29 protein-coding genes are annotated in these 24,111 nt (G+C 54.7%); 9 read left to right on the top strand and 20 right to left on the bottom strand.

Annotated elements, in window-relative coordinates; translation table 11 throughout:
* Positions 1-153: 153 nt before the first annotated feature.
* From AC2FD8_RS13250 to AC2FD8_RS13235, 4 genes are read right to left on the bottom strand one after another with little or no spacing between them, the layout of a single operon-like run.
* Positions 154-858 carry a VIT1/CCC1 transporter family protein gene (locus tag AC2FD8_RS13250; protein ID WP_496856791.1) on the bottom strand — a complete coding sequence of 235 codons (705 nt, stop codon included), beginning with the start codon at positions 856-858 and terminating at the stop codon, positions 154-156.
* Positions 855-1,457: a helix-turn-helix transcriptional regulator gene (locus AC2FD8_RS13245; protein ID WP_496856792.1), complete on the bottom strand. Its 603-nt coding sequence runs from the start codon at positions 1,455-1,457 to the stop codon at positions 855-857. Before AC2FD8_RS13245 ends, AC2FD8_RS13250 begins: the two co-directional genes overlap by 4 nt.
* Complete coding sequence (locus AC2FD8_RS13240; protein WP_496856794.1) at positions 1,454-2,029, bottom strand: cytochrome b/b6 domain-containing protein; 576 nt, start codon at positions 2,027-2,029, stop codon at positions 1,454-1,456. Before AC2FD8_RS13240 ends, AC2FD8_RS13245 begins: the two co-directional genes overlap by 4 nt.
* A 4-nt stretch (positions 2,030-2,033) precedes the next feature.
* Positions 2,034-2,288: a PepSY domain-containing protein gene (locus AC2FD8_RS13235; RefSeq protein WP_496856796.1), complete on the bottom strand. Its 255-nt coding sequence runs from the start codon at positions 2,286-2,288 to the stop codon at positions 2,034-2,036.
* A gap of 629 nt (positions 2,289-2,917) precedes the next feature.
* On the opposite strand from AC2FD8_RS13235, the gene AC2FD8_RS13230 reads away from it, so the two are divergent.
* The 3 genes from AC2FD8_RS13230 to AC2FD8_RS13220 are packed head-to-tail and all read left to right on the top strand — an operon-like array spanning position 2,918 to position 3,589.
* Positions 2,918-3,112: a YqaE/Pmp3 family membrane protein gene (locus AC2FD8_RS13230; protein ID WP_209251525.1), complete on the top strand. Its 195-nt coding sequence runs from the start codon at positions 2,918-2,920 to the stop codon at positions 3,110-3,112.
* Between the two features lie 2 nt (positions 3,113-3,114).
* A complete protein-coding gene (locus AC2FD8_RS13225) occupies positions 3,115-3,390 on the top strand; it encodes a hypothetical protein (protein WP_496856798.1) in 276 nt (91 codons plus the stop codon).
* A gap of 4 nt (positions 3,391-3,394) precedes the next feature.
* Positions 3,395-3,589, top strand: a complete 195-nt coding sequence (locus AC2FD8_RS13220; RefSeq protein WP_496856800.1) for a hypothetical protein — start codon at positions 3,395-3,397, stop codon at positions 3,587-3,589.
* A 386-nt stretch (positions 3,590-3,975) separates the two neighbouring features.
* Here the strand turns inward: AC2FD8_RS13220 and AC2FD8_RS13215 are convergent, their stop codons facing one another.
* The 9 genes from AC2FD8_RS13215 to AC2FD8_RS13175 all read right to left on the bottom strand — a co-directional run bounded on the left by AC2FD8_RS13215 (position 3,976) and on the right by AC2FD8_RS13175 (position 12,512).
* The gene (locus AC2FD8_RS13215; protein WP_496856802.1) at positions 3,976-5,013 is read right to left on the bottom strand and encodes a hypothetical protein; all 1,038 of its coding nucleotides are present in this window, start codon (positions 5,011-5,013) and stop codon (positions 3,976-3,978) included.
* An 88-nt stretch (positions 5,014-5,101) separates the two neighbouring features.
* Positions 5,102-6,916 carry a relaxase/mobilization nuclease domain-containing protein gene (locus AC2FD8_RS13210; RefSeq protein ID WP_496856804.1) on the bottom strand — a complete coding sequence of 605 codons (1,815 nt, stop codon included), beginning with the start codon at positions 6,914-6,916 and terminating at the stop codon, positions 5,102-5,104.
* Positions 6,917-6,951: 35 nt separating this feature from the next.
* Entirely contained in the window at positions 6,952-7,371 is a 420-nt protein-coding gene (locus AC2FD8_RS13205) for a hypothetical protein (RefSeq protein WP_496856806.1), read from the bottom strand.
* Positions 7,372-7,836: 465 nt separating this feature from the next.
* A complete protein-coding gene (locus tag AC2FD8_RS13200; protein ID WP_496856808.1) occupies positions 7,837-8,037 on the bottom strand; it encodes a hypothetical protein in 201 nt (66 codons plus the stop codon).
* Between the two features lie 685 nt (positions 8,038-8,722).
* On the bottom strand, positions 8,723-9,265 hold the full coding sequence (locus tag AC2FD8_RS13195; RefSeq protein WP_496874309.1) for a hypothetical protein: 543 nt from the start codon (positions 9,263-9,265) through the stop codon (positions 8,723-8,725).
* 22 nt (positions 9,266-9,287) lie between these two features.
* Complete coding sequence (locus AC2FD8_RS13190) at positions 9,288-9,578, bottom strand: addiction module antidote protein (RefSeq protein WP_496856553.1); 291 nt, start codon at positions 9,576-9,578, stop codon at positions 9,288-9,290.
* A gap of 4 nt (positions 9,579-9,582) precedes the next feature.
* Positions 9,583-9,876 carry a type II toxin-antitoxin system RelE/ParE family toxin gene (locus AC2FD8_RS13185; protein ID WP_496856554.1) on the bottom strand — a complete coding sequence of 98 codons (294 nt, stop codon included), beginning with the start codon at positions 9,874-9,876 and terminating at the stop codon, positions 9,583-9,585.
* Between the two features lie 115 nt (positions 9,877-9,991).
* Positions 9,992-11,857, bottom strand: a complete 1,866-nt coding sequence (locus tag AC2FD8_RS13180; protein ID WP_496856555.1) for a ParB/RepB/Spo0J family partition protein — start codon at positions 11,855-11,857, stop codon at positions 9,992-9,994.
* A gap of 250 nt (positions 11,858-12,107) precedes the next feature.
* Complete coding sequence (locus AC2FD8_RS13175; RefSeq protein ID WP_496856557.1) at positions 12,108-12,512, bottom strand: DUF3768 domain-containing protein; 405 nt, start codon at positions 12,510-12,512, stop codon at positions 12,108-12,110.
* Positions 12,513-12,837: 325 nt separating this feature from the next.
* Between AC2FD8_RS13175 and AC2FD8_RS13170 the strand changes: the two genes are divergently transcribed.
* On the top strand, positions 12,838-12,978 hold the full coding sequence (locus tag AC2FD8_RS13170; RefSeq protein WP_496856559.1) for a hypothetical protein: 141 nt from the start codon (positions 12,838-12,840) through the stop codon (positions 12,976-12,978).
* A 59-nt stretch (positions 12,979-13,037) separates the two neighbouring features.
* Here the strand turns inward: AC2FD8_RS13170 and AC2FD8_RS13165 are convergent, their stop codons facing one another.
* Positions 13,038-13,289 (bottom strand): WGR domain-containing protein, encoded by a 252-nt coding sequence (locus AC2FD8_RS13165; RefSeq protein WP_496856561.1) that lies wholly within the window; start codon positions 13,287-13,289, stop codon positions 13,038-13,040.
* Between the two features lie 86 nt (positions 13,290-13,375).
* On the opposite strand from AC2FD8_RS13165, the gene AC2FD8_RS13160 reads away from it, so the two are divergent.
* Entirely contained in the window at positions 13,376-13,702 is a 327-nt protein-coding gene (locus tag AC2FD8_RS13160; protein WP_496856563.1) for a DUF6429 family protein, read from the top strand.
* Positions 13,703-13,849: 147 nt separating this feature from the next.
* A complete protein-coding gene (locus tag AC2FD8_RS13155; RefSeq protein WP_496856565.1) occupies positions 13,850-14,761 on the top strand; it encodes a homocysteine S-methyltransferase family protein in 912 nt (303 codons plus the stop codon).
* Between the two features lie 402 nt (positions 14,762-15,163).
* Here the strand turns inward: AC2FD8_RS13155 and AC2FD8_RS13150 are convergent, their stop codons facing one another.
* Positions 15,164-15,385, bottom strand: coding sequence for a tautomerase family protein (locus AC2FD8_RS13150; RefSeq protein WP_496856567.1), 222 nt, complete (start codon positions 15,383-15,385; stop codon positions 15,164-15,166).
* A gap of 155 nt (positions 15,386-15,540) precedes the next feature.
* Here AC2FD8_RS13150 and AC2FD8_RS13145 point away from each other — a divergent pair, with 155 nt between their 5' ends.
* Positions 15,541-17,067 (top strand): winged helix-turn-helix domain-containing protein, encoded by a 1,527-nt coding sequence (locus AC2FD8_RS13145; protein WP_496856568.1) that lies wholly within the window; start codon positions 15,541-15,543, stop codon positions 17,065-17,067.
* Between the two features lie 41 nt (positions 17,068-17,108).
* Here the strand turns inward: AC2FD8_RS13145 and AC2FD8_RS13140 are convergent, their stop codons facing one another.
* Complete coding sequence (locus AC2FD8_RS13140) at positions 17,109-17,498, bottom strand: hypothetical protein (RefSeq protein ID WP_496856569.1); 390 nt, start codon at positions 17,496-17,498, stop codon at positions 17,109-17,111.
* Between the two features lie 254 nt (positions 17,499-17,752).
* Here AC2FD8_RS13140 and AC2FD8_RS13135 point away from each other — a divergent pair, with 254 nt between their 5' ends.
* Entirely contained in the window at positions 17,753-18,679 is a 927-nt protein-coding gene (locus AC2FD8_RS13135) for a DMT family transporter (protein ID WP_496856571.1), read from the top strand.
* Between the two features lie 221 nt (positions 18,680-18,900).
* Here the strand turns inward: AC2FD8_RS13135 and AC2FD8_RS13130 are convergent, their stop codons facing one another.
* The 3 genes from AC2FD8_RS13130 to nhaC all read right to left on the bottom strand — a co-directional run bounded on the left by AC2FD8_RS13130 (position 18,901) and on the right by nhaC (position 22,250).
* Positions 18,901-19,395: a GNAT family N-acetyltransferase gene (locus AC2FD8_RS13130; RefSeq protein ID WP_496856573.1), complete on the bottom strand. Its 495-nt coding sequence runs from the start codon at positions 19,393-19,395 to the stop codon at positions 18,901-18,903.
* Positions 19,396-19,689: 294 nt separating this feature from the next.
* The gene (locus AC2FD8_RS13125; protein ID WP_496856575.1) at positions 19,690-20,706 is read right to left on the bottom strand and encodes a GlxA family transcriptional regulator; all 1,017 of its coding nucleotides are present in this window, start codon (positions 20,704-20,706) and stop codon (positions 19,690-19,692) included.
* 71 nt (positions 20,707-20,777) lie between these two features.
* Entirely contained in the window at positions 20,778-22,250 is a 1,473-nt protein-coding gene (gene nhaC, locus AC2FD8_RS13120) for a Na+/H+ antiporter NhaC (protein ID WP_496856577.1), read from the bottom strand.
* Positions 22,251-22,746: 496 nt separating this feature from the next.
* Between nhaC and AC2FD8_RS13115 the strand changes: the two genes are divergently transcribed.
* Positions 22,747-23,538 (top strand): inositol monophosphatase family protein, encoded by a 792-nt coding sequence (locus AC2FD8_RS13115; RefSeq protein WP_496856579.1) that lies wholly within the window; start codon positions 22,747-22,749, stop codon positions 23,536-23,538.
* Positions 23,539-23,544: 6 nt separating this feature from the next.
* Here the strand turns inward: AC2FD8_RS13115 and AC2FD8_RS13110 are convergent, their stop codons facing one another.
* Positions 23,545-24,111, bottom strand: coding sequence for a histidine phosphatase family protein (locus AC2FD8_RS13110; RefSeq protein ID WP_496856581.1), 567 nt, complete (start codon positions 24,109-24,111; stop codon positions 23,545-23,547).

Below are 24,111 nucleotides of genomic sequence, written 5' to 3'. Positions count from 1 at the left end.
TATTGCCGTTCGCCAATCAAGACCAGGCCTTCATGGTTCCCGCAGCGGTCGGCAGGACGGAGCCCCGACTCACCGATGCTGCGGAGCGTATGAATGTCTGTCTTGAAAGCTCTGCGGCTAAAGAAGCGGATGAACAAGTATCCAAATTGATGCTTAGACGCTTACGCCAAAAAGCCAACCAACGCCTGCCGTGGCGGTCATCGCAAAGACACCCCACCCGACTACCCGTAGAATAGCGGGCAACAGAGGGGCGGCTCCTGCCTTGGCCCCTAGGGCTCCCAGTATGATCAGTGCTAGGACTGTAACTACCAAAACGGTTGGTATGATGGCGGAAGCCGGTGCAAGATAAGCGGCAAGCACGGGCACTGCCGCAGCGATGCTGAATGTGGAACCAGACGCGAGGGCGGCCTGAAGCGGGTTCGCGGCGTGCACCTCTGAAAGTCCAAGTTCGTCCCGGATATGGGCTTCAAGAGCGTTCTTCTCGGTCAGTTCACGGGCCACTGCCTCGGCCGTCAATGGGCTCAATCCCCGTCCTTCGTAGATGGCAATGAGTTCCCTGAATTCCTCGTCGGGCATCTCGGCAAGGGCGGTCTTTTCGCGTTCGATGTCGGCCCGCTCGGTATCTGACTGCGACGATACGGAAACGTACTCACCGGCAGCCATCGACATCGCCCCGGCCACCAACCCCGCAACACCGGCGATCAAAACAGCTCGTGGGTTCGGGTCGGCAGCTGCAACACCGACGACAAGCGAGGACACCGAAACGATGCCGTCGTTTGCACCCAGCACCGACGCTCGCAGCCAGCCGCTGCGGGTAATGTAATGTGGGTCATCAGGGTGCGCACTGGTGTTCGTCATGTTGTTTCTTTCTTGGGAGAACGGGTGTTATCAGTGGTCGATCTGTCATCATTTTGACCATTTGCATGAGCCATTGGGACGTCGTCGGGTCCAATTTCTCCTGCCATTAACTCCTCCATAAACAGGCTGATGAATTGTGCCCGTCCGTCGGTCGCTGACTTTGCATAGACGCTGGTTGCTTGTGCACGAACAGTGCCGGGTGCGGTTTTCCGCGTTTGGGCAATCGTATCATTGCCCAACCCCTTGAGGATCATGATCGCCACATCCCGTTCTGCAGCAGTCAGCTTCCATTCGTCAAAGAAGGTTTCGATCACCTCTGCCAAGTGTCCTCTGGCGATGTCGAGGCCGGTTTGCATTTCAGACATCCGCGACAGCAGTCCGCGAAGTTCCAACATCAGAAAGATGACACCGCCGACCAGAGCGACCGCAGCAACCAGTTCGAGGAGGAGATGCGGGTTGTCAAGATGGCCGTCTTCTCGAAAGTCTTCGATCACGTCGCCAATGAAGAACAGCGCGCACAGGGCCTGCAAAAGGATAAGGCCCGCAAGCATGGTTGCGCGCCTTTCGTTCGTTTTCGCGGCCCAAAATGTCAGCTTCATTCCACCTCTCGCCCTTCCGGGATGTTTTTGTGACCGTTTACCATGGCTCGGACCAGATTGACACCGGATCGCCAAGTGTCGAAGGCGACACCGGCGACGTGCAGCGCTACCGAGAACAGGAGCCACCCAAAGATGATTTCGTGGGCCTCCTCGACCCAATCGACCCCAAAAAAGGTGATTGTGGTCATCATGTAGCCGGTCACACCGATTGCAATGACGGTCAGCCATATGTTGTAAGCCATCAATGCGCCAAGCGGGTTGTGCGAAAGGTGAACGGTCTGGTCACCGTGCAGCATCGCCTTGAAGTGGCGGCTCACGCGGGCCGGGCTTGGGGGAAAGGCGGCAAAACGCGCATGTTTCGGTCCAATCAGACCCCAGACCAGACGCACACCAACGAGCGCGAGGGCGATATACCCGATCCATTCGTGTGTCTTACTTTCGTCTTCAATGAAGGCACCATTCAGGAGGATCGTCAGGGCAAGCGACCAGTGGATCAGTCGGACCAGTGGATCCCAGACCGCGATGTCGCGGGCGCTTGTGCGCCCGCTCGATTGTTTGGTTATGGTGACCATCAGCTCAGCTCTTGATTTCGAGTTTGGTCACAGCCCCGGTCTGGGGGCTCACATACACTTCACCCATTTTGCCGTCGCGGACGAAGTAGACCTCGATCTTGCCGTCTTCCATCTCGGCCTTGCGTACTTCATAGCCCATGGCGGTCAACGAGGCCTGGACCTCTTCCATCGTGGTGCCAAGAACGCTGTCCATCGTGACATCTTCGGCGAGCGCCGGTGTTCCAAAGGCCAACAGAGTGATCAGAGCGAGTTTACGCATTGGATTTTCCTCATTTGTTTGTGCCGGGTTTTCGGCATTGAAGGGCGGCAACTCGTGTTGTCGCTCTTGCTCATTTCGGTGAGTTTGCAGTACGGAAACAGTGGCAATGGGCTTATTGGCAGCTAAATAAGCGCGCGCTTATGGCGAGTTTTTGCCAAATCGACCCACAGGATCGTTGGGGAAACCTTTGCTTCCCTGATCTCAATTCCATAGGGGGGCAGCCAGATGAATTTGGGTGGAACAACGCAATGGTCAGCCACTAAATGGTTGGTTCTCAGAAATGTGCTGAACCACATAACCAGTCTTTGGGGCAGCCGCAGCGAAAACGAGCTTTGTCCGCGTCTTTTCGGTTCGATCATGGCGCAGCGAACGGCGGTTGCTGCGCTGCCTTCGCTTAGCCAAAGGATGCCATGCACTCTAACCGGCCCACCGTTCGCACGTAATCCGGGTTCGGCTCGATGATTGCAGGCTGGTCGCAAACAATGTGGGTTCATTCGCAAATAATCCGGGTTTGCCCCCTCAGATAGATGCAAATAATTTGGGCCGAAAATCGCGATGATTGCAGGTCGAGCCGATTATGATTGCAGGTCACAACACATAACGGTCTAACTATCAGAAGGTCATTTAAGATGAGATTGATACTCGCGATTTTGCTTCCGTTTGTGGTGTTCTTTACGATCAGACGCCCTTTTCAGGGCTTTTTCTGCCTACTCCTGCAACTGACGCTGATTGGCTGGATACCAGCGGCAATTTGGGCCGTGTATTCGCTCAGCCAGTACAATACAGACAAGAAGATCAAAGCCGCGACTAAGGATAGGGCATAGAAATGGATGAAATCGAGCTGAAACGGCTAAAGGCAGAAATCACACCGCTTGTCGCAGAAATCAACCGGGGCGCTCAGATTATGGACGCCGAAACGGATGAAAAAAAGAAGCTAGTAGGTTCGTCTATTGTGAACAATGCTGTGACGAAAATCATTGAGAAGGGCGGTATGCCCCTGCTCAGAGCGGCCTTTTATGATGTGGACCCTGAACGACAGAGAACAGTAGAGCTGCAGTTATTCGCCGTTGCTGACAAAACCGGTGCAACCTGGCTCCCCTGATGTGTTGACCACCCCAAACAAAGAAAAGCCGCCCTGGGGCGGCTTTTTCATTGGCGATGCGTGGCACTCAGTTCTTGCCAGAGGCCCGGCGCATTCGACGGATACACCTGCTCATGATCTTGGTGCGCTCGGCTCGCAGATCCTTCAGAGCTTGCTCTTTCCGCTCGATCCGAACGTGCAGCTTAGCAAGACGGACTAACTCCCTCTTTTCCGCGAACCGAAGCCATGCAGCCCGAAGCCCGAAAACACTGTCGGGCGACGGCTTGATGACCTTCTCAGGGGGCGGGTTGTTATGCCCCATCATCGACGCAATCTGTGCAGTTGAAGGCACTGCACAATGGTTTTGATTTGTTGCCAACATCATTCGCCTCCTGCAACAGAAGCACCAGACGATGGACGGACGGCCTGAACGACACATTGTTCCAATCCAGCAATCTCAGCATTCCCGGCAACGCATTTCACAACCGCCAACCGCCACTGAGTAGTGAGGCGCTTTTCTGTATGTGCTTTCGTCGCGTACCAAGTCCCTGCGACTGCGGCGAACAAGATCAGAGTGCGAACGATCATCTATCATGTCCTCCGTGGTTAAAGGCTGTGACCATCATCTTCATGGACGTGGGCGGCCTGTTCGCGGGTATGGGCAATCTCATGCACCACGGCGGCAATCTTGCTGGATGAAACTTGGTGCAGCTCACCGACAACGGCCTCGGCGCGCTCGTAGCTGTCCGGAACGCCTTGGCTGTTAAAATGGGCGGCGGCGGTGGAAATGTCCGCGTCTTTCCAAGTCGCCGTTGTGCCGACTGAAACGCTGTCATGATCGTTGTAGCGGGCCAGGAACTTGTTTCCGTCGAGACCGAAGCTGTTGGCGGTCGCCACAATGTCATCGCGCACAGCCAGCCATTTTTCGGCTTCTGTCGGGTCCAGGTTATCCAGCTCGGCTGCATTCATGGATGTGGTGTAACTGTCGTCAGCAACAGAGTACGCCTGCAGGTCGGTGTCGTATGGGCGCAGTTCAGCAACATCACCCTTCAACTCGCCGATCTGGACATCCATTTTGGCGCGCAAATGCGGATCTTCGACCTCTCGGGCAAGAGCCTCCATGTTTTCGATGGATTTCACGATGTCTTTGGTTTGTTCTTCGTAGTTCTCAAAACCGGCGTGCCCCAAAGCTGACTGCATATACTGCACATAGCGATCACCGGGCGACTGGTAGTCGTCGGAATCTTGAAAACCTTTGTCGCCGGACAGATCCGCAAGGGACGAATAATATGGATGGTATAGATCGTATTCCTGCGCGTCGGTCATGTGTTGAGAAACCAATGCCCGCATATCGTCCAGATCTACCGGCTCCCCTGACCTCTCGGCTGCTTCCAATTCGATTTTCAGTTCTTCGACCAGATCTTGTTGCGCCGAATGTTCGTCTACACGGCGGTTAGCCTGATCCTCGGTGTCAGCCAGTCGCCCACCAATGGCGGCATTGTCATACCCCAGACTTCGTTGCTCTTTCGTGATGATGTCAATCTGCTCAGAAACACGATCTTCACGCGGGGCGGATTGATCAAATTTGGAATAGGGTGCGAAGTGTTCGACTTCGTTCAAAAGATAGTCTGTACGCGAAACCATAGTTTTGTCCTTTGTGAGTTGATGGATAACTCTGTGATGGGTCAACCTGCGGCGTTGGCGCGCTCATCAGGCAGACCGGGTGTAGTCCTTATAAGCTGTGTCCGTCATCGTCCTCCAAGCTATGACCGGTATCGTCGCCGCGCCCTTGCAAGAGCGGGTGCGTTGCATGGGCGTGAACGTCCGAAAGTTCCTCAGAAATTGCGATGATCTTGGTAGAGGCTATTTGGTGCAGCTCATCAACAACGGCCTCGGCGCGGTCCTGGCTGTCCGGCAATCCCTGAGCCTGGAAGTGGGCCGCTGCGGTCGAAATATCGTCGCTACGCCATTCCATAGTGGTTCCCAATGTGACGTTGTGATGGTTGCCAAAACGAGCAACAAACGCCTCGCCATCCAGGCCGTAACTGCAGGCCGTGTCAGTGACTTCCTTGCGGATCTCGACCCATTGCTCGGCTTGCGGATAATCCAAGGTATCCATTTCGGCAGTATCCATCAGCGTTGAATAACGCCTGTCCTCCATGATGAAGGCTTGCAGGTCAGGATCGTTGGGCCGCATATTCGCAACGTCGCCTTTCAGCTCACCTATCTGAATATCCATTGAGACGCGCAGGTGTGGATCTTCAACCTCGCGCGCCAGTCCTTCCATTTTTTCGATGGACTGCAGAATATCGGCGGACTTCTTCGACCAATTGTCACTGGCATCCTCGCCCAGCGTATCGCGCATATAGGCGTCATAGCGAACTGCTGGCGGCGAGTAGTCTTCGGAGGATTGATAGACTTTATGATCGACAATATCAGCCATCGCCGAGAGGGTTCCACCGCTCTCCGCGATATGCTGGTGATCGTCAATATGCTGGATTACACGGGCCTTCAGATCGGGGCTGATTGTTTCCTCATCGCCGCCTAATGCGATGTGCTGACACAGCTCGTGCATCAGCTCAGGCGACTTGTATTCGGGGCCTCCCGGCTCACCGTAATCATCAAAATGATGGGCCTGATCCAGTAGATGTTCCATTCTCGATACCATAGGTTCTTCTCCTTCAATGAGCTTGATGGCAAACTCTTCGATCTTTTCGCTGATGGCGTTGGCGCGCTCATCAAACAGATCGGACATTCTTGCGATGGATAAAGTCATCACATCCGCAGCCCGGTCACGGGCCGTAACTTCGACTTCCGGGGTGCTTTCAACAACCGACATACCGGCCTGAACTTTCCACGTGTCTGTCTCGACTTCCTGCCGCAAACCGCGCTCAAGGCGCGTGGTAGCAGTCAGCTCGATTCCGTATTCCTCGGCAACCTCGGCCTGGATAGACCGCTGCACGTCGATATTCATTTCGCTACTCATTCCCATAGCGAGCCACTGCCCATGCTCGACGCCACGGTTGTTCACAACGATGTGGACATGGGGGTTATCTGTGTCGTTGTGGAACACCGTCAGATAGTCCCACTTGTCGCCAAAATCGCCACTTCCAAACAGGCGGTCAGCGAACTCTAATCCGGCCTGATGTGCGGCGTCTGGATAGGTGCCTTCAGGAAAGGATACGATCATATGACGGGTGTAACCAAAGTTCGTTTTTCCTGTGAAACCCGTGTCCCATTCTTCGATCAAATCCGAGATTTCCTCGGCGTTCATCGGGGTCACGCCGTTCTCTCGAATGTCCAAAATCCCCTCTGCCCTGACGGTCAGATATTTGATCTGGCGGCGAAGTTCCTGAGCGTTTTTCACCCCACCCTTACGGACGTGTTTCACAACAGCCTCGGGCTTTCCAACTACTGCGCCAAGTCGTGCCTTGATAGTTGAAGCCCGCGAAACCATGAACTTCATACGCTTGGCGGTTTGCAACTGATGATTGATCCTTTTAGACCGATCAGCACCTTTTTGAGCGTCGCGGAATGCAAGTTCCATCAGCTCCCCGGCAGTCAAATTTCTCGCTGCTAAGGTCACTGCTCAGCCTCCCAGGTGTCATCTTTTAGCAGACGCCGAATAGCCGAGTCAGGCTGACGGTTCGCACGAGCCGCAACGATCAGTGCTTTCAGATCGCGCCGGTGCTCGATGATTGCACGGTGCAGGTTTTCGACATCTCGACGGTCATCGTCGGTCCAGATCACGGTGCCGCGTTTCGCGGACTTAGCGAGCTGGTTGAGGTTCGTGTATCCGCCTTGGATCTGGCGCAGATGCTTCTGCCACAGATCCACTAATGCAGGGTCCGGATCGAGGTAGCCGATCAGTCGATAGATGAGACGATGGACGACCTGGTTACGACTTCGCAATCCCAGAGACCTCCAAGCAACGTCGAGTTTCGCCAAGGCATCAGACCTTAGCCGAACGGAAAAGACGGTGGTGTCGCTGGTCTTGCTCATGTCTCGGAAAATAGCAAAGGGCAATTTGTATTACAACCACCTTATCCTGTCATACTCACCAAGAGGAAACCGGGGGTGATTTTAGAAATCCGTATTTTCTCAAATTGCCCCCGGTTTCCTCTTGGTGGCAATCTCCACGCCGGGAAAAGGATTCCGCCCCTTTTCCAGCCAGCAGGCGTGGGTGCCGGTGGGCTGGCGCAGGGCAATCATGTTTCGCATGGGCTGCCCGAACAGCGCCCGTCACATTCCGGCACGTTCAAGGTCAGTATGGCATTTTCCGCGCGCCTCAGCGCGCTCTGTTTCCCGCCGCTTGCGCGGCGGGTGTGGCAGGGTTGTCTGCTGCCGCGTCGCGGTGGGACAGTGCCCCTGCCCGGCCGTTGGACGGCGCGCCACCCGAGGCGCATATGTGGTCCGGCCTGCGGCCGGAGCAGAAGAAAGGGCGGCTTGCGCCGCCCTGCCCTCTGGTCATTCGGTGACGGGATCGTCATCGGTGCGCTTCGGGAAGGCCACCATCTCGACGCCGGGGAACATGCTGTGCTTGACCTGGATCGAGGTGATGGTGCCGGTCTCATCGGTGTTGACGAAGAGAACCCCGCATCGATCCCAGAATGTCTTACCTTCTTTTTCAACGGTCTTGACGTTCAGTTTCAGAGTTTGAGTTGCCATTGTTTGATCCTCGCTATGACGTGTTTCGATGAACATGGGAAAAGCGGGCATCAAGGGGATGTCAGCAGGGAATTTGCTCCGCGCGGAATGCGCCGCAGGCGCAGGGGACATTACCTGTTGAAGCGCGGTGCCCGGCACGGGCACGGCGCGTCTTCGCCGACTGCCCGCTTATGTTCATCACCTCAGAAACACGAATTGGCCGAGGATCTTCTGCGGCAACGAGGTTGAAACTGTCAGACCAAGTTAAGGGCAAGACGTTCTGGGGCCGCTGCGCGCGGGACACTTGGACAAAGAGACATGTTTGAGGGTGGCAACATCACCTCGGTCCGACACAGGCGCGGTGTTCAGATCCGGGATCGGGCGGCCTTTCTGAGACAGCATGACACGCGCAACAACGTTGAGGATGTCTGGCGGTGAATGTGGCATTTTTCAACTGGCGGAGGCCAAAGGCCGGAGGGTCCGGCCCTGGTCCGCGCTTGTGCGGGTCAGGAAATCAGCCGGACACAATTTGGCGGGTTGGGGTTCGCCGCGATATCACGACAACCCGCCTGACTTATCTCACGGGCGTTCCTGACGGCAAGACCAGCGCATAGGCACAGGCCGCGAGATGCCGCTCCAAGAAAAAGGCCCACCGAAGCGGGCCACAAGTTTAACCGAAGGAAAGTCTCGAGGTATTGATCTCAGGCTAACGCTTGCGCGCGCGATCGACAACACCGTCGGCCGTGATCGTAGCAATGCGGTCCTCTGTGCGCCGGGTCATTTCCACCCCGTCACCCGTCATATGCGCCTCGGCAAACTCGGTGAACTTGAAGATGCTGCCATCGGCTTCGACATGGGTTTCATCTTCCGCCGAGCGGCGTTTCACTGACCCGTCATGGCGGATTTCGATGATCGTATTGTCGGCCATTCGAACCGTAACGGAATGCTCATCCACAGCCACGCCCTGCCACCACATATCCGCATCGCGGCGCACAACAATACGGTTTGGATGTAGCTTGATCTGCACATCCTGTGCGGCATCTGCATCAGCAGCTTTGACAACAACGATGGCCTCTTGCGCACTGGGGTCACCATGGATCGACGCGCTTCCGTTTTTTGGCGGCCAGAGCTTCGGCTGCGTGCGCGCCTTGCCCTTCTGATCCGTGTGAAACCCGACAAACATCTGCGCGGATTTCCAAACGCGGCGGGCGGCTTTTTCAACCGTAGAAGGGGCTGCATCGGTAGACATGATGGATGGCCTTTAAGGTGGGTTAATTCACGTGCATTTTCGGGGTGAGCGTCACACCCACGGCACTCAGCACCTTCAGCACCGTGCCAAATTCGGGATTGCCGTTTTCGCTAAGTGCGCGGTAGAGGCTTTCCCGAGACAGGCCGGACTTGTCGGCTACGCTCGACATACCTTTGGCCTTGGCAACATCGCCAAGGGCTGAGGCGATCAGCGCCGTGTCGCTGGTTTCAAAAGCCGCTTCCAGATAGGCTTGAATGGCTTCGGGGCTGTCCAGATAGTCAGCCGCTTCAAACTTCGTTGTTTTGACACTCATGTTTTTACTCCAACTCTCTTGCCATCGCTTTGGCTGTTTTGATGTCTGCCTGCTGGGATGACTTGTCTCCCCCACAAAGCAATATGATCAAAACATCACCGCGCGACACATAGTAAACGCGATATCCCTTACCCTCAGAAATACGCAGTTCACTCACACCTTCACCAACCGGTTTCACATCACCGGGATTGCCCAGGCTCAACCGCGTGATGCGAACCAAGATCCTGGCTCTTGCCCTTTGGTCCTTCAAGCCCTTGAGCCACTTGTCGAACAGGTCCGTCTTACGAATTTCTATCATACTTACATGTAGCCTGCAAGCTACAGTCCTTCAAGTCAAAACAACCTATACCATTGAACTAAAATCAAAAATCATTGCTGAAAAGCAGGGCGCGTTGCGCCCTGCCCTTTTGGGTTCAGAAGCACTCAGGCACCCACGTATCGATCCGGGTTTTCTGTGCCTCGGTCACGCCCAGTGCCGCCTGATGCTCTTTATCGTTGAACAACTTGTGCATCGCCTCGTTCTTTGCGCCTTTCTTGGATTTTGCGAAGGTTTTGAACATGTCGGTGTCACCATGCAGGTCCAGCAGGTCCTTGTAGAGATCATCCAGCTGCCAGCCCTTCAGGCGTTTGAAGCAATTCTCAGCCGAAGGCGTCCAGATCGCACGGATGTCCGAACCAATCTCGGCCTCGATCTCCGCCATGAACTCCGGGCGTTGGGTCAGGAACTGACGCGCCAGAAAGGCTGTGATTTCACCGTTGCGAGTCTTCTTGCCCATTTCGCGAAACGCTTTGAACGCCGCGACGCTGCCCTGCGCGGCCATCTCGTGGAACTGGTCATAAGCAGCCTCTGCCGCCGCACCCCGCTCCCCGCCAAGGCGCGGGTCGAGAGTGAATTGGTCGTCAATCTCGGGCGTGTTCCGTTCAGCGCCGCCATAGCCGAACCCAAACAGGTTGCTGGTCAGACCAGATGCCGGAGTGGCAGAGAAGGCAAACAGGCTCAACAGATAGTCAGGCTTGTCCAGCAGGGCCGTCTGCACTGCTGCCAGCCGGATCGCTACCATGTCGTCGATGAACTTCTGCGAATAGGCCGGTTTCGGTGTTTCTTTGACCTCTGTCTCTTTGACTGGTTCCAGAACACCAGCCTCAATGGCGGCCTGCTCATGTTCAGACGCGACATAGGCCGATGATGTTTTGATCTCGCCATTGTTGCCGACATAGACAAACACGCCGGACAGATTTCGCTGCGCGTCAGAATAGAATGGCGCGGCATAGCCTTCGAGCGCGGCTAGCTCGTTTTCACCCTCCGCGTCCAGAGCCTCAGCCTCAGAGAGTTCGGCCAGTTCGTCATGCCGTTCGGCCTGTTCTTCGGTGAAGTCCCGGCTGATCATTTCCAGACGGTGCATGTCTTTCGTGCCCGAGAACCCATAGGGAATGTAGCTGTCTTCATGGGTGTCCACCCAGTCCCAGCCTTCCGCGTCGCGCAGTTTTTCCGCTTCTGCTGCCAGTTTCTCGGCAAACAGGCGGTCCAGTATCTCGCCCTCATTGAACAGGGTTTCATCGGCAAAGAGATCAGCAGTAACGGTGCCGCCCGCGTCAACATATGCCTCCTGCCCGACAAAAACGGCCTTGCGATTGGTGCTGCTGACGGCCTGCAATGTGAGCGCCTGTTTGACATCATGCTCACTGAACCAACGGCAGTCTTTGGCGTGTTCCAGAACCTCCAGAATTTTCTCTTCCTCGGTGCTGACGGTCATGGCTTTGGCCAGCCCCATGCTGATCTCACCGGCTTTGAGCGCATCCAGAACGGCAGCGGGCAGACCGGCCAGTGCGAGGCGACGGCGCACATGGGCTTCGGTCACGCCAAACGCATTGCTGATCTTCGCTACAGACAGGGATTTCTCAGCCATCTTGCCATAGGCGCGGACCTCGTCCACCGGGTCCAGTTCTTCACGGGCGGTGTTCTCTGCATTGGCCCATTGCTCAGCCACAAACGGGTTATCGGTGACCTTCACGGGAACTTGTGCCAGCTCGGCGCGCTCGTTTACGGCGATGTTCAAAGCCCGCAACCGGCGACCACCGGCAACAATAGCAACCTTTCCGTCCGCATCACGCAACCCGCTGAGGTTCTGGATCAGGCCACACATGACCAGACTGTTGGCCAGCAGGGCAATACCTTCCTCACCAACGTCCTGACGCGGGTTGATGTCAGACAGGTACAGATCGGACAGGGCAACGGTTTCGATGGTTTCCGGTGCGGTGAATGTTTCAAGTTTGCTCATGGGGCAAATCCTTGTTTCAGAGTTTGAGATCGTGGTAAGGGTGCCCTACCCCTGACGGGGTAGAGCGGAGCCGTTTAGATGGCTGCGTGTTGGATCAGGAAGCGGCGCGCGATGTGGAAATTGTCGCCCTTCCTGATTAGCGCCCACGCTTCTGCGATACGCTGCTGCAAGATTTCATTGCTCATGTTCTCACCTCCTTTCCTGCGCGGGTTGCGCATGCAGACCCTGCCTATTCTGGACAGGGTTGGTCTCAGTATTCGCTGGGGCACATGATGGTCAGAACGCGGCGCGTGACTGCGGGATCAAAAGGGCGGTCAGACCCGTATGTGTAATCCGTGTCGTAAAGATCGATCTTCCAGAACAGCTTCTGGTCGCTGATTGTCACAGTCCCGAATGTGTGATCCCCATAAGGGTCATTACCCTCGTCAAACTGGTCATCTGACGCCACTGCAGCCAAAGCCGCTGTCTGAAACTCTACCCCTTCGCCAGACACGCCGGGCGTGACGAAAACCTGGCCCTGAATGCCTTTGGAGTGCATCTCGATCGCCGCAGTCGGATCAATCAGAGCTTTTCGAAACAGGTCATTCTGGGCCGCAATCTCTGCCGCCTGCAGGCTGGTGTCAGTCTCGATGTCTTTTGTCGTCTCAAGGTTCAAAACCGTCTCTCCTTTTTTGGTGCGACCTCCGGGGCTGATCCCCTTTGGTGCTGGTTTTGAGCCGAGCCCTGAAAGGGCGTCGTCTCTAAAACCTGCCACGTGGCGAACGCGGAGAGGGGCGAGACAGGACAAATCGACAAGAGTGGTGCGGCCCGCAGGCGCAGCCGAGGACACGGTCTGGTCTATTTGTCTTGTCCGAGGGGGGAGGCCGCGCCTTCCCCCTGACGTCGGGTGGCGTTTGGCTTGTCCAAATCCCGCCTGACATGGGCAAAGAAAGCCAAAGGATCTTCGATCCTGCGGGAGCGCAAAAGGGATTGTCACCCGCATGGGCAGATCACCACGGCATGAACCGACCATGACCCAAAGCCCCTGCCCCGGCTCGCGAGAGACGATTCAGGGGCTATTGCGTCAGGGAGATCATGCTGGGGTGTTCTGGGTGGAAGCCGACACGCCGGCTGAAACCTAGAGCCCGGTCACGAGCCGACAGGCTCGGGATTTCCAACAGAAACAGACTGCAACCCGAAGTCACTCACCGACCGGAACATACCCTCGACGAAGCTTTTGTTTTTCGAGTTTTTGGAGCGCTTCACTAGCCTGGGCTTCGTCATCATACGTCACTATCTTGGCTTGCCCGTTTGTGCCAATACGTCCCCAGGTGCGAAACACGGACATCTCCCCAAACAGCGTCGGCTGCAATTCTATTCCATAGAACCGCGCCATGTTAACGCCCGGGTCAACATGGATCAGGTGGACAGGTGTGGTGTCTGTCAGTGGCATGACAGGAGTATCGCTCGGCTTCGCCCATCTGTCCAACGACATTGCCCAATCCATTCACCGGCAAAGATTCAGATCCTTGATGAAACGTGGAACCGACACGACCTACCCCGCACAACGATCTGTTTTTGCCTGGACCGGGGTTGACGGGCGCGGCCTCGATGTCGTCCGCTGTTGTCATGGAGATAAATGAAAACAAGGTTGATGACGCAGTCCTGGCGTTGCTTTGGCTGACGCTGCATGACGAACGACGTGCCTGGAAAGGCTTTGACTGGGGCACGCTTGACCGTCTGCATCAGAAAGGACTGATCCTGGACCCTAAAGGTAAGGCAAAGTCAGTGGTGTTGACCGAGGACGGGTTGCGCCGATCAGAAGCGCTCTTCACAGAACTCTTTGTTCAGGAGCCCAGGCAATAGCGTTTCCGCTGCATGACCGCCGAGGCAATTTACACCAGCGCACGCCTGATATCTGGCTGACGGCCGCAAACTGCGCTAAGGTTCACAGGAGATCCGAGACAATGTAGGTTTCTTGTGAAAACGTAACGGCAATAGGTGTGGATCAGAATGGCGCAACGGCTCCCACTCGAAGGTGACAAGACCTTTCTGGTTTACGCCGGCACTGGCACCGACCTGATATTCAATCATGGAGTCGAGCTACCCGGTTTCGCTTCGTTTCCATTGCTGGAAGAACCTGGCACCAGGACAATACTGGCCGGTCAAATGCAGGCTCTTGTCGATCTCGCCCGTGAAATGAATGTCGGATGCATCCTTGATGCGCCCACATGGATGGCGAACGCCGACCGGGCAGCGCCTTTGGGGTACGATGCAGAACGGCTCGTTGAGGTGAACAAAGATGCGGTTAGTCTAATGGAAGACGTGCGCCAGGCTGCCGCTCGCGATGATGTACTGGTTTCGGCCTGCATCGGCCCGCGCCATGATCCTTACGCCGACATCCCGCCGGTACCCGTCGAAGATGCACGTCAATACCACGCCGCTCAAATGCAAAGCCTGAAAGACACAAGCCTCGATCTGGTCACTGCTTATACATTCAACCGCCCAAGCGAGGCAGCGGGATGCATCCTCGCCGCCCGAGACGCTGATCTGCCGATCATCATGTCTCTGGTTGTTGAGACAGACGGGTGCCTGGCAGACGGGACCAAACTTGCGGATGGAATTGACCAAATCGACGCGGCAACCGACTCGGCGGCGCTGTTTTTTATGGTCAACTGCGCTCATCCGACCCATTTCGCCGGAGCGCTTGGCAACCACCCCCGGCTGAGAGGCATGGTGGCGAACGCTTCGAGTTGCTCGCATGCGGAACTTGACGAAGCAGATGAGCTGGACGAAGGCGATCCAAGTGAGCTTGGCAAACAGATTGCCACGATTGCGCAGCAGAATCCGTCGATTCAAGTATTTGGAGGATGCTGCGGTACCGACATGCGCCATTTGAAATCGATGGTCAGCGAATTGGTGTAGCCAACTTGGTTCAATCTGAGCGATAGCGCTGAAATCTAAGGTGATACCGTGATTTCTTTCTACAACTTGTTAGGAGCGGCCCCGACCGGACATTGGTCACACAATCTGGATGCTGCAGCCGCGGCCCGCTTTGCTGCCATTCGCTGCACCTGCTCGATTTTGGTGGTGGCTAAGATTTCAAGAGCGGACATTGCGTCCGTCGGGTCAAATCTTGCCCGTGTCCGAATTCGATGATTAGCAGTAGGAACAAAGCAGCTAGGGCAATCTGAAACTCTCTGTACGATTGTCACCTGAAATCGGTATATATGGGGAGTAGCCACGCGCGCCGTCAGTTAGTTTATGAAAAAGTTAAGGCCCGGAGCGGGTCGAAAATTACCCCGCTCCGAAATGAACGAATATGTCCTAAGCTGCGTTTTGTTGCAGCGCCTTGACATCAGCGGCACCGAGCGCTTGACCGCCGATGCCCCACTGTCCACCGGGAACGTCAATGACGCGAACCCAAGTGACACCGCGCAGCGATTCACCTTCGATCTCGACCATTGTGTCGGTCACCTTTTGGATCATTTCTTTCTTTTCATCGTCGCTGAAGACACCGTCGATGACATGAATATCTACGAGAGGCATTTTGGAATTCCTTACATGTGTTGACCGAAACATCGTGTCTCGGCTGATGAATAAGGCTTACCGTCGCCATACTTTGGATGCTTGAAGATTACTTGGGGAAATCATGAGGATTGTGTGAGACTTGCCATTCGGCCATCTTGGGGTTGGAGGTCGCAATGTCTGAACTATTCAAGTTCGCAGAATTCGAACTCGACACGAGCGCCTACAAGCTTCGGCATAACGGTGCGTCGGTGGCGATCGAACCGCTTGTATTTGATCTGCTGGTTTTGCTTGTGCGCAAGGTGGGCTCGGTTGTAACGCGCGATGAGTTGATCGAGCTTATTTGGGACGGACGGTTTGTCTCGGAAAGTACTTTGTCAACGGCAATTAAGTCTGCAAGGAAAGCTCTTGGCGATACCGGAAACGCGCAGCGGTTCATTCGGACGGCTCGAGGGCGTGGTTTCGAATTTGTCGGGGAGCTCGAGGAAATAAATACACCACCCGAAACAGATCATCACCTTGCTCCTAGCTTGCATTCGGCGCTCTATATCCGGTCCGTCTTAGTCGGAGCAAACGGAGAGGCCGATCCAATTGCCCATTCACTAGAGGCGCGTTTGCGCACGGTCCTGGGCCGAGTTCCTCTACTGCACATCATTACACCCTTCCGGGAAGCGAATGAGATAGATAACCCATGCGATTTTCGAAATCGTCTCGGGTGCACCCTCATCCTCGACATTCAGTTGGTCCGTATTGGATCCACACTGCAAGCTGATGCGAAGCTGACTGAAACACTAGGCGGCGTCCAGCAATGGGCCCGGAGTTTTGACGTCTCTGACACCCACGCAGCCCAGCAAGTCTTGGTACACCAGATCGTGGCACGTGCGGAACCGGCGATTATTGCCGCAATGATGGCCGAGATGAGTTTGACCGGGACTGAAAGTCCTGAGCCACTGCTGCTAAAGGCAATAGGGTCTCTTTCCCAAATGGGTTGGAACCAACAAACATTCGAAGACGCGCAAAAAATGATCACTCGAGTTATAGAAATCAAACCGTGCCTACCCCTGGCACATGCTTATCTTGCGATCGTAACAGCGTTAGGACATCGCGTTGGAATTCTGCGAGCGGACAGTAGCGTTGTGCCCAAGGCAATTTCTGCTGCAGAACGGGCTCTTGAATTGGATAGTCAGAATTCATTGACATTGGGGCTATCTGGTTGCGCTTTGGCCGATGTTGGGCAAATCGATCGTGCAATTCCGATTCTTCGAAAAGCGATTGATACCGACCCCAATAACGGACACGCAAAAACCGCCCTCGGAGCGACCTTCATGCTCACGCGCGATTTCGATTCCGCGATCCATTTATTGGAACAGGGCATTGATATCAGCCCAGCCGATAGCCGGTTGCCAGTATGGAGATCTGTCCTGTCGATGGCCTATTTGGCGTCTGGCGATTTAGACCGTGCACGAGATATGGCCATGCGAGCTTGCCAAGACGATGACCGTCTTTACATGTCACGGCTCGCGCTGACGGGTATTTCCGTAGCGCGAGAAGATGCCGACGCGGCAATCGCCGCTATACGCCAATGTTTGAGGATCAAGCCGGATCTGCACAAAGAGGAGGTGCGTCGGTTCCTCGGGGAACAACTCTCTACCGCAGTATGGCCATTGGTCACAGCAGAACGGAAATCAACGCGTGATGAATAAACCGGCAGTATTGACTAACAACAATCGGCATAACTTACCTGTCACGCTAACCAATGATCATTGGGTAAGATGCTTGGAAAATTCAACCAATTGGCAGCGGCTTGTCGCCAATTGCAGGTGAGCGGCGCCTCTGCTCGAAAGCCAGGTTGAACAAGAAGAAGTTTATTCTTGTGGTTATTTGCGTTTGTGCGGATAGAATGGCTGGTTGCCAGAAAAGTATCGGTTGTCATTTGAAAAGCCTCCAGATTGATGTTCCACAGCGAGGGCGTGGCAGGTGGTGCATCAATCGATAATCTGATTATTAAAACCGTTCTTGAGGATATGTTGAGTTTTTCAGGAGGATTGGCGCTGGACAAAAGTTCATTCAAGTTTGGATCGAAACCCGGTTTTTTTGAGGTAGCGTCTTTGCTACTTGCAGCGTCGGCACTCAATTACGCTGCCCTAGCATGCCGAGTGGCTAAACGAGCGCTCTTAACTGCCGAAGAGTTTGACAGAAGGGCCCATAAGCTTCGGGCCCAGAGCCGACGTCCAGCGGCGGTTCACGATGCTGCAGACGCAGCCCGCATTGCCGGCTTTCGCCGCGCGCGCAAAATTCGGATCAGGACTAACTCATACATCGCGGACAAAGTGGCTGTGCATTTGGCTTGATAATGTCATCCGCTATGTGGCGTGTTAGTTGTCAGCAATGAACCAACTAACTTCAGCCAAGCGGAACGCCACATCCTATGCCCTTGCGGTCCTTGGAGTGCTTTTTGCATCCATCTGTTTTGGCCTTGTACCCTACTTTAGCCGTGGGCTCACCGATCAGGGTCTCGCTCCCTATGCGGTTGCTTTTTATCGGTACATCTTGGCTGCGGTTGTCCTTTTGCCTGCACTTTTAACGCATCGCTCAAAGTGGCGGGAAATCGTCTGGGGCATGGTTGCAGGCGCAGTGATGGGTCTTGGATGGGTCGGCTATGTCACTGCTCTTGAGACAGTTCCCGCATCGACGGTTGGCGTTCTCTACATGACGTATCCAGTGTTTACGATTGCCATCGCGTGGGTGCTTTTTGGTGATCAACCAACGCAACGCAGCCTTGTTGCGGCTGGATTGATCGTTATCGCTGCGATAATCGCAGGGTCTCCGGCATCTGTGCCTCCGGACCAAATTCCAATCCTTCTCGTCTCATTAGCGGCGCCTTTCGGTTTTGGCTTCGGCATATGTGTTCTCGTTCACCGCCTGTCACGTATTGCGCCTTTAGCAAGAATGGCGTCAGTTTCGCTTGGGTCGGTCATTGGCCTCACCCCTCTCATTCTCTCATCCGAGGTCGGCGAAATCCTACCAAAAGGTGGGGACGACTGGTTTCTAGTTGTCGGGCTCGGCCTTGTGACCGCGCTTGTTCCACAACTGATTTACACGATCTGTTCACCTATCATTGGGGCAGCGCGCACTGCTGTTGTCGGAAGTATTGAACTACCTACGATGTTTGCTGTTGGTGTTCTTGCATTCGGTGAAGTAATCACAGGTGCACAGGCGCTTGCCTGCGCACTGGTTTTGGGTGCGATAGCTCTCACGCAAAGTCGTTCGACTCGAACAGTGACGACCGTGATCAGCAAGGAGCCAGAGAGGTAGCTCTGGGTTCAATCCTGTCATCAGATGCGCCTCAACACCAGCCGACTTTCCGGCCCGGCGGGTTGCTGAGGACGGCCCAAAGCCGACATCCAACCCATTGTCTCGATGCTGCGTCCGCAGCCCGCATTGCCGCCATTCGTGCACCGCGCAGCATTTTAGGCGAGTTAGATGACGGCAAGGCGGACTAAGAGCCCACGTTTTCGGAACATCAAAACGGACAACTAGCCTCCGAAAGCGGAAGCGTATTTGATTTCGCCCTTAGCTTGTTCGGGACCAAAAGCGAGTGCCTGAACGTACTCCACGGGAACTTCGCCAAATGTTAGATCGCCCGAAGACGAAAAGCCAAATCGTCCGTAGTAGGCTGGATCACCCAGAAGGACGCAACCTGCCGCATCAAGTGAACGCAAACGCTGCAAACCAGTTTCGATCAGTTGCCGCCCAACACCCGCCCGTTGTTGTTCTGGGTGTACCGAGACGGGCCCAAGACCGAACCATACACCACTCGATTTCGATACAGTTACGGGAGAAAAGGCGATGTGGCCAACAATCTGGTCATCATCCAAAACAACCAGAGAGACCGCAAGGTCGCCATTCTTGCGGAGCTGATCAATAATCAGCGGCTCGCTGCCATCACTCAACTCAATAGGTGCGAAGGCGATTTTCGTCAGTTCATGTATCGCTGTCCCATCGCCGGGAATTTCATCACGTAGTTTCATAGCGGTTCCAATAGCATTGTGCCGCTTCCTTTTAAAACCATTTTTCAACTACGACGCCAGCGGTGGCAAAGCAGCTGTTCGATTATCCTGCAGCATCCGGTAAATTGGGCTCGGAGCCGACTTTAGCCGCGTTTTCAATCTGCTAGGAACAGTTCTCCACCCACGGCCCTTAGCTGACTTTCACCAAACCAAAGATACCGCATTGCAGCGTTGCCAAAGCGGACTTTGGTTAACTGCACCGAACTTTAATCAGCTGTTCTGAAGTTTCGAATTCTGACACTGGTCAGGCGCAAGTCATTCGCGTCTTTCAGACCATCCCCTCCTGAATGAAGTTGGCGCTTCGCCGTAGCGTTTCTTGAATCGTACTGTAAGTTGGGTAGCGCTGCTGAAGCCTGTAGCTGCCGCAATTTCTGCAACCGCCATCTCGGTCTCGCTGAGCAATGCGTAAGCCCTCGCGACGCGCAGTTCGATGTAAAATTGCACAGGTGAAATTTCGACATACTTTTGGAAGAGACGCTCCAACTGACGACGCGATATCTGTACGGCTTCTGCTATTTCAGAGATATCCAAAGGCTCTTCCAGGTTTTCGTGCATGATCTGCATGGCATTGATCAGGTATTGGTTGCGGCTGCCCAGGGCCACCGAGAAGGCTGATTTCTGAAGCGTTTTGCTGTTGTTGGATCGGAAGTGGATGCACATGTCCGATACGATGACCGCCAGATCGTTTCCGAAGTCGGATTCGATCATGTCCAACATCATGTCAGTTGCGGCACTTCCACCGCCACATGTCATGAGTTCGTTGTCGATTTCATACAGGTTTGCCGATGGCTCCAGATCGACAAAATTTTCGACGAAAGCCGGGTGGTTTTCCCAGTGCAATGTGAACCTTTTCCCTGACAGTACCCCGGCCTTCGCAAGGGCAAAAGCGCCCGTGCAAATACCACCCAGATTACAGCCAAAGGTTCTCTGTCGACTGATCCACGACAGGACTTTGGGGTTTGTACTCTCCGCCGGTTCAATGCCTGAGCAAACAAATAGCCGCGAGGATCGCGGAAGATTGCGCAATGCAAAATCCGGCGTTATTTCAATCCCGTTCGAACAAGAAACCGGAGTTCCGTCTTCGGTGATCAGAAACCACTTGTACAGTTCTTTGTTTGTGACCTGATTGGCAATCCTCAGTGGTTCCACTGCGGCGCTAAAGGCCAGCATGGTCACCTTTGGCAACAGCAGGAAGTAGATTTCCCTGGCTGATCCATCATAGTCTATTCGATAGCTGGCCGCGCCTTTAGGGACAAAGTTTCTCGGGTCCATATCTCTCCTCCCAGTATCGACCAAGACGGATGAAGGGCACCAACACCTGTTGCGGTGTTGGTGCAGAACGGTCAGGTGGTCATCTGCGCAACAGGCTCACCGCTTTCTTCCCACGAACGGATCTCATCTTCACTCGCTTTCGGTGAGAAGAGCCCTGTCATGGCATAGATGATACCGATGACCGGCGACAGCCAGCAAGCAAATGCGAGGGGGATATACAGCAGGTTTTCGAAGTTCCCGTCCGCGATCCCCAAGCCAAGTGCCGTGATGACAAAGGCGCCACCCGCATTCCACGGGATCAGAGGGGACACCAGCGTTCCGCCCTCTTCGACGGCCCGGGACAGGTTCAACGGGGAATAGCCCATCGCGCGATAGACCGGCGCATACATTCGGCCTGGCAGTGCAATCGACAAGTATGGGTCGCCCGCAACGGTATTGGTGGCGACAGATGTCATGATAGCCGAGATCTGTATTCCACCGAACGTCTTCACTTTCGAGATGACAACTTTGATGATGGCCTGAAGACAGCCCACGCGCTCAAGCGCTCCGCCAAAACCCAGGGCCAGCAGCACCAGTGAAATCGTCCACATCATCGACTGTATACCTCCGCGGTTCAGCAGGGGATCGATCTCCGGAACACCAGTATCAATCGAGTATCCGCTGTTGGCGAAGGTGAACGTCTCATGTAGCCCGGCCCCCTGACAGAAGATAGCCATGATGCCGCCCGCAACGGCCCCTGCAAACAACGATGGGATCGGAGGTTGTTTCATGACGGCTAATACGATGACCAGGACAGCCGGCAACAGCATGATTGGCGAAATCCAGAACGCATCATCCAATGCAGTCGTAATTGCGTGAATGCGGTCAAACGAAACCTGAGACGTGTCAATCAGAGTGAACCCGACGACAAAGTAGATCACCAGCGCGATCAGCATCGAAGGAACTGTCGTTGGGAGCATATTGCGAATGTGGTCGAACAGATTGGTCCCTGTCACTGCTGGGGCCAGGTTTGTCGTGTCCGACAAAGGCGAGATTTTGTCTCCGAAAAATGCGCCAGAGACCACCGCCCCCGCAGTCCAATACATTGGGATACCAAACCCGGCACCGATCCCCATCAGCGCCAGGCCGACCGTGCCAGTTGTTCCCCACGAGGTGCCCAATGAAACAGAGACTATGGAGCAAAGGATCATTCCTGCGGCAAGGAAAAGCTCGGGCGACAAGATCTTGAGACCGTAATAGATCAGCGTCGGGACGGTGCCGCTTGCGATCCATACACCGATGATCATACCAACTGTGATCAGTATCGAGACCGAAGGCAGAGAGATATTGATGACGTGGAACACGCCTTCTTCAATGCTGGGCCATTTGTGACCCAACATGAGGCCAACGATACCAGTAATAGCGATCCCGAATGCGAGAGGGATGTGCGGCGTAAAGTCACCGAAATAGAATAGCTGCAGCCCAAGTACACACAGGGTGAGCACTATTGGCACAAGCGCCAGCACCAAGCCGGGTTGCCGTATATTATCTTCAATCGCAGACATATTGGTCTCCTCCATTGGAATGATCCAAAACCGTTATGATCTGCGAAAGAAACCAAATATGCCGGTATAGGACCGTCGGCCTGTGCGCACATCCTGTTAGAATTTGCGACATAGGTGCATCGGGTTTCGGCTTCTTCGAATGAATTGAATACCGACCAATGCGATAGAACCCGGCAAATTGCCCCGTGTACTGCGCCCGCCTAAACTGCGCAAACCAACGGACTATGCGACGAAAATTGGAAATCGGCCCAAAGCGGACCGTCGCTACAACTACAATCGCTGCGATGCAGCGTTCTCTAAAGAAAGCCGACGTTGGTCACGAGCAATGTGCGGCTCCACTGTGTGGAAGTGAATGAGTGCTTAAATTAGGATATTCTTTCGACAGAAACACATTTGACGCGAAGAAGGTGGATTTTGACCTGACAAACACTGTTTTGTTTTCCGACACCCCTTCCCGTAGATGTGGTGATGCATTCAGCAGGAAGTGAGCCGAACAATGCATAACATCATTGTAAGAAGAAACTTCGCCGTCGCGGTAGCCGAAGAGGCGGGTGCGCTTGCGCTAGAGTATTTTGCTGCCAGAGACACCTTGGTCATTGATCAAAAGGGCGCGCAGGACTGGGTCAGCGAAGCGGATCGCAACGTCGAAACCTTCATTCGTCAAAAGATCATGAACTCTTTTCCCGATGATGGGATTTATGGCGAAGAACACGCCGAAAAAGCTGGCTCCAGCGGTTTTGACTGGGTGATTGATCCGATTGATGGGACAACGAACTTCGTCAATGGCATTCCTGCCTGGACGATTGTCTTAGCGGGCGTTTCGGAAAGTCAGACGCAGGTCGGTGTGATTTTCGAGCCAAACGTTGGTGAAACTTACGTGGCGGTCCGAGGCGAAGGTGCCACTTTGAATGGACACGCCATGCAGGTTGCCTCAAGCGTGGAACTTGCAAGTGGAACCGTTTCAATTGGCTATTCGAACCGGGTCGAAGCATCAAACGTCGTTCCGGTGATTGCGGCCCTTATCGAACGTGGCGCTCTCTATCATCGCAATGCAAGCGGTGCGCTTTCGCTGGCCTATGTCGGGGCGGGACGTCTATTGGGGTACATTGAAGAGCACATGAACGCCTGGGATTGCCTAGCCGGTCAGTTGATGATTGCCGAAGCAGGTGGCGAGATCGAGGATCAAGACGCCGACGGGATGATCCGGGACGGTGGTCGCGTGATCGCAGGTACACCGGCCGTGTTTGAGATCTTGAAAATGATCTGCGACGACGCTTGGAACGACTAACGTCTTTCAGGCAATCGGGCGCCACCCGAATTCGGGTTGAAGAGTTTTAATATCCGCGCGCCAGAAGTGGCCCTGCCCAGGTTGATCAAACCGCCGGTCGATTTCTTTCGCTGCCAGATGGCACCAAAGCAGTGTTCCGACCGCGCCGTGGGTTACAATGGCCAGGTCTCTTCCGTTGTGGTTTTTGACGATTGACAGGACTGTTTGAACGATGCGCAATTGCGCAGCATGGGCTGTTTCCCAGCCACGAAAGCTGGAATTGGGTGCCCCGAAAAAGGTGTCAGCGGCGGACTCGAATATCGAGGGAGGAAGGAACCCGGTAGCGCTTCGGTCGTTTTCTCCCAGTCCAGGTTCGGATTTCGCGACCAGCCCCAAAGGTTTTGCAAGGATAGCCGCTGTCTCGAACGCTTTTCGCTCGGTGCTGGACCATATGTCTGTCACGCACGACATAGTCTTACTTTGTGCAAATGTGTCAGCTCGGGTGCGGCCAATTTCACTCAAACCCCATTCGGTGACCGGTGTCTCCGGTTCGACGACGACCTCCGGGTGAGAGACGACTAAAAGCTTACCCAC

The organism is Ruegeria sp. YTSC192 (assembly GCF_059609705.1).
The sequence above is the reverse complement of the archived record's forward strand: the minus strand, read 5'-3'. Positions and strand labels throughout refer to the sequence as shown.

What these genes read in the sequence shown, in the direction of transcription:
- AC2FD8_RS13190 (WP_496856553.1), bottom strand. Translation starts at nt 9,578, where the DNA reads ATGAGTGTCAAAACAACGAAGTTTGAAGCGGCTGACTATCTGGACAGC.
- AC2FD8_RS13170 (WP_496856559.1), top strand. Translation starts at nt 12,838, where the DNA reads ATGGGCAGATCACCACGGCATGAACCGACCATGACCCAAAGCCCCTGC.
- AC2FD8_RS13165 (WP_496856561.1), bottom strand. Translation starts at nt 13,289, where the DNA reads ATGCCACTGACAGACACCACACCTGTCCACCTGATCCATGTTGACCCG.
- AC2FD8_RS13200 (WP_496856808.1), bottom strand. Translation starts at nt 8,037, where the DNA reads ATGGCAACTCAAACTCTGAAACTGAACGTCAAGACCGTTGAAAAAGAA.
- AC2FD8_RS13145 (WP_496856568.1), top strand. Translation starts at nt 15,541, where the DNA reads ATGTCTGAACTATTCAAGTTCGCAGAATTCGAACTCGACACGAGCGCC.
- AC2FD8_RS13150 (WP_496856567.1), bottom strand. Translation starts at nt 15,385, where the DNA reads ATGCCTCTCGTAGATATTCATGTCATCGACGGTGTCTTCAGCGACGAT.
- AC2FD8_RS13185 (WP_496856554.1), bottom strand. Translation starts at nt 9,876, where the DNA reads ATGATAGAAATTCGTAAGACGGACCTGTTCGACAAGTGGCTCAAGGGC.
- AC2FD8_RS13215 (WP_496856802.1), bottom strand. Translation starts at nt 5,013, where the DNA reads ATGGTTTCGCGTACAGACTATCTTTTGAACGAAGTCGAACACTTCGCA.
- AC2FD8_RS13135 (WP_496856571.1), top strand. Translation starts at nt 17,753, where the DNA reads ATGAACCAACTAACTTCAGCCAAGCGGAACGCCACATCCTATGCCCTT.
- AC2FD8_RS13245 (WP_496856792.1), bottom strand. Translation starts at nt 1,457, where the DNA reads ATGAAGCTGACATTTTGGGCCGCGAAAACGAACGAAAGGCGCGCAACC.
- AC2FD8_RS13125 (WP_496856575.1), bottom strand. Translation starts at nt 20,706, where the DNA reads ATGGACCCGAGAAACTTTGTCCCTAAAGGCGCGGCCAGCTATCGAATA.
- AC2FD8_RS13130 (WP_496856573.1), bottom strand. Translation starts at nt 19,395, where the DNA reads ATGAAACTACGTGATGAAATTCCCGGCGATGGGACAGCGATACATGAA.
- AC2FD8_RS13205 (WP_496856806.1), bottom strand. Translation starts at nt 7,371, where the DNA reads ATGAGCAAGACCAGCGACACCACCGTCTTTTCCGTTCGGCTAAGGTCT.
- AC2FD8_RS13155 (WP_496856565.1), top strand. Translation starts at nt 13,850, where the DNA reads ATGGCGCAACGGCTCCCACTCGAAGGTGACAAGACCTTTCTGGTTTAC.
- AC2FD8_RS13250 (WP_496856791.1), bottom strand. Translation starts at nt 858, where the DNA reads ATGACGAACACCAGTGCGCACCCTGATGACCCACATTACATTACCCGC.
- AC2FD8_RS13230 (WP_209251525.1), top strand. Translation starts at nt 2,918, where the DNA reads ATGAGATTGATACTCGCGATTTTGCTTCCGTTTGTGGTGTTCTTTACG.
- AC2FD8_RS13195 (WP_496874309.1), bottom strand. Translation starts at nt 9,265, where the DNA reads ATGTCTACCGATGCAGCCCCTTCTACGGTTGAAAAAGCCGCCCGCCGC.
- AC2FD8_RS13235 (WP_496856796.1), bottom strand. Translation starts at nt 2,288, where the DNA reads ATGCGTAAACTCGCTCTGATCACTCTGTTGGCCTTTGGAACACCGGCG.
- AC2FD8_RS13240 (WP_496856794.1), bottom strand. Translation starts at nt 2,029, where the DNA reads ATGGTCACCATAACCAAACAATCGAGCGGGCGCACAAGCGCCCGCGAC.
- AC2FD8_RS13225 (WP_496856798.1), top strand. Translation starts at nt 3,115, where the DNA reads ATGGATGAAATCGAGCTGAAACGGCTAAAGGCAGAAATCACACCGCTT.
- AC2FD8_RS13115 (WP_496856579.1), top strand. Translation starts at nt 22,747, where the DNA reads ATGCATAACATCATTGTAAGAAGAAACTTCGCCGTCGCGGTAGCCGAA.
- AC2FD8_RS13180 (WP_496856555.1), bottom strand. Translation starts at nt 11,857, where the DNA reads ATGAGCAAACTTGAAACATTCACCGCACCGGAAACCATCGAAACCGTT.
- nhaC (WP_496856577.1), bottom strand. Translation starts at nt 22,250, where the DNA reads ATGTCTGCGATTGAAGATAATATACGGCAACCCGGCTTGGTGCTGGCG.
- AC2FD8_RS13210 (WP_496856804.1), bottom strand. Translation starts at nt 6,916, where the DNA reads ATGGAACTTGCATTCCGCGACGCTCAAAAAGGTGCTGATCGGTCTAAA.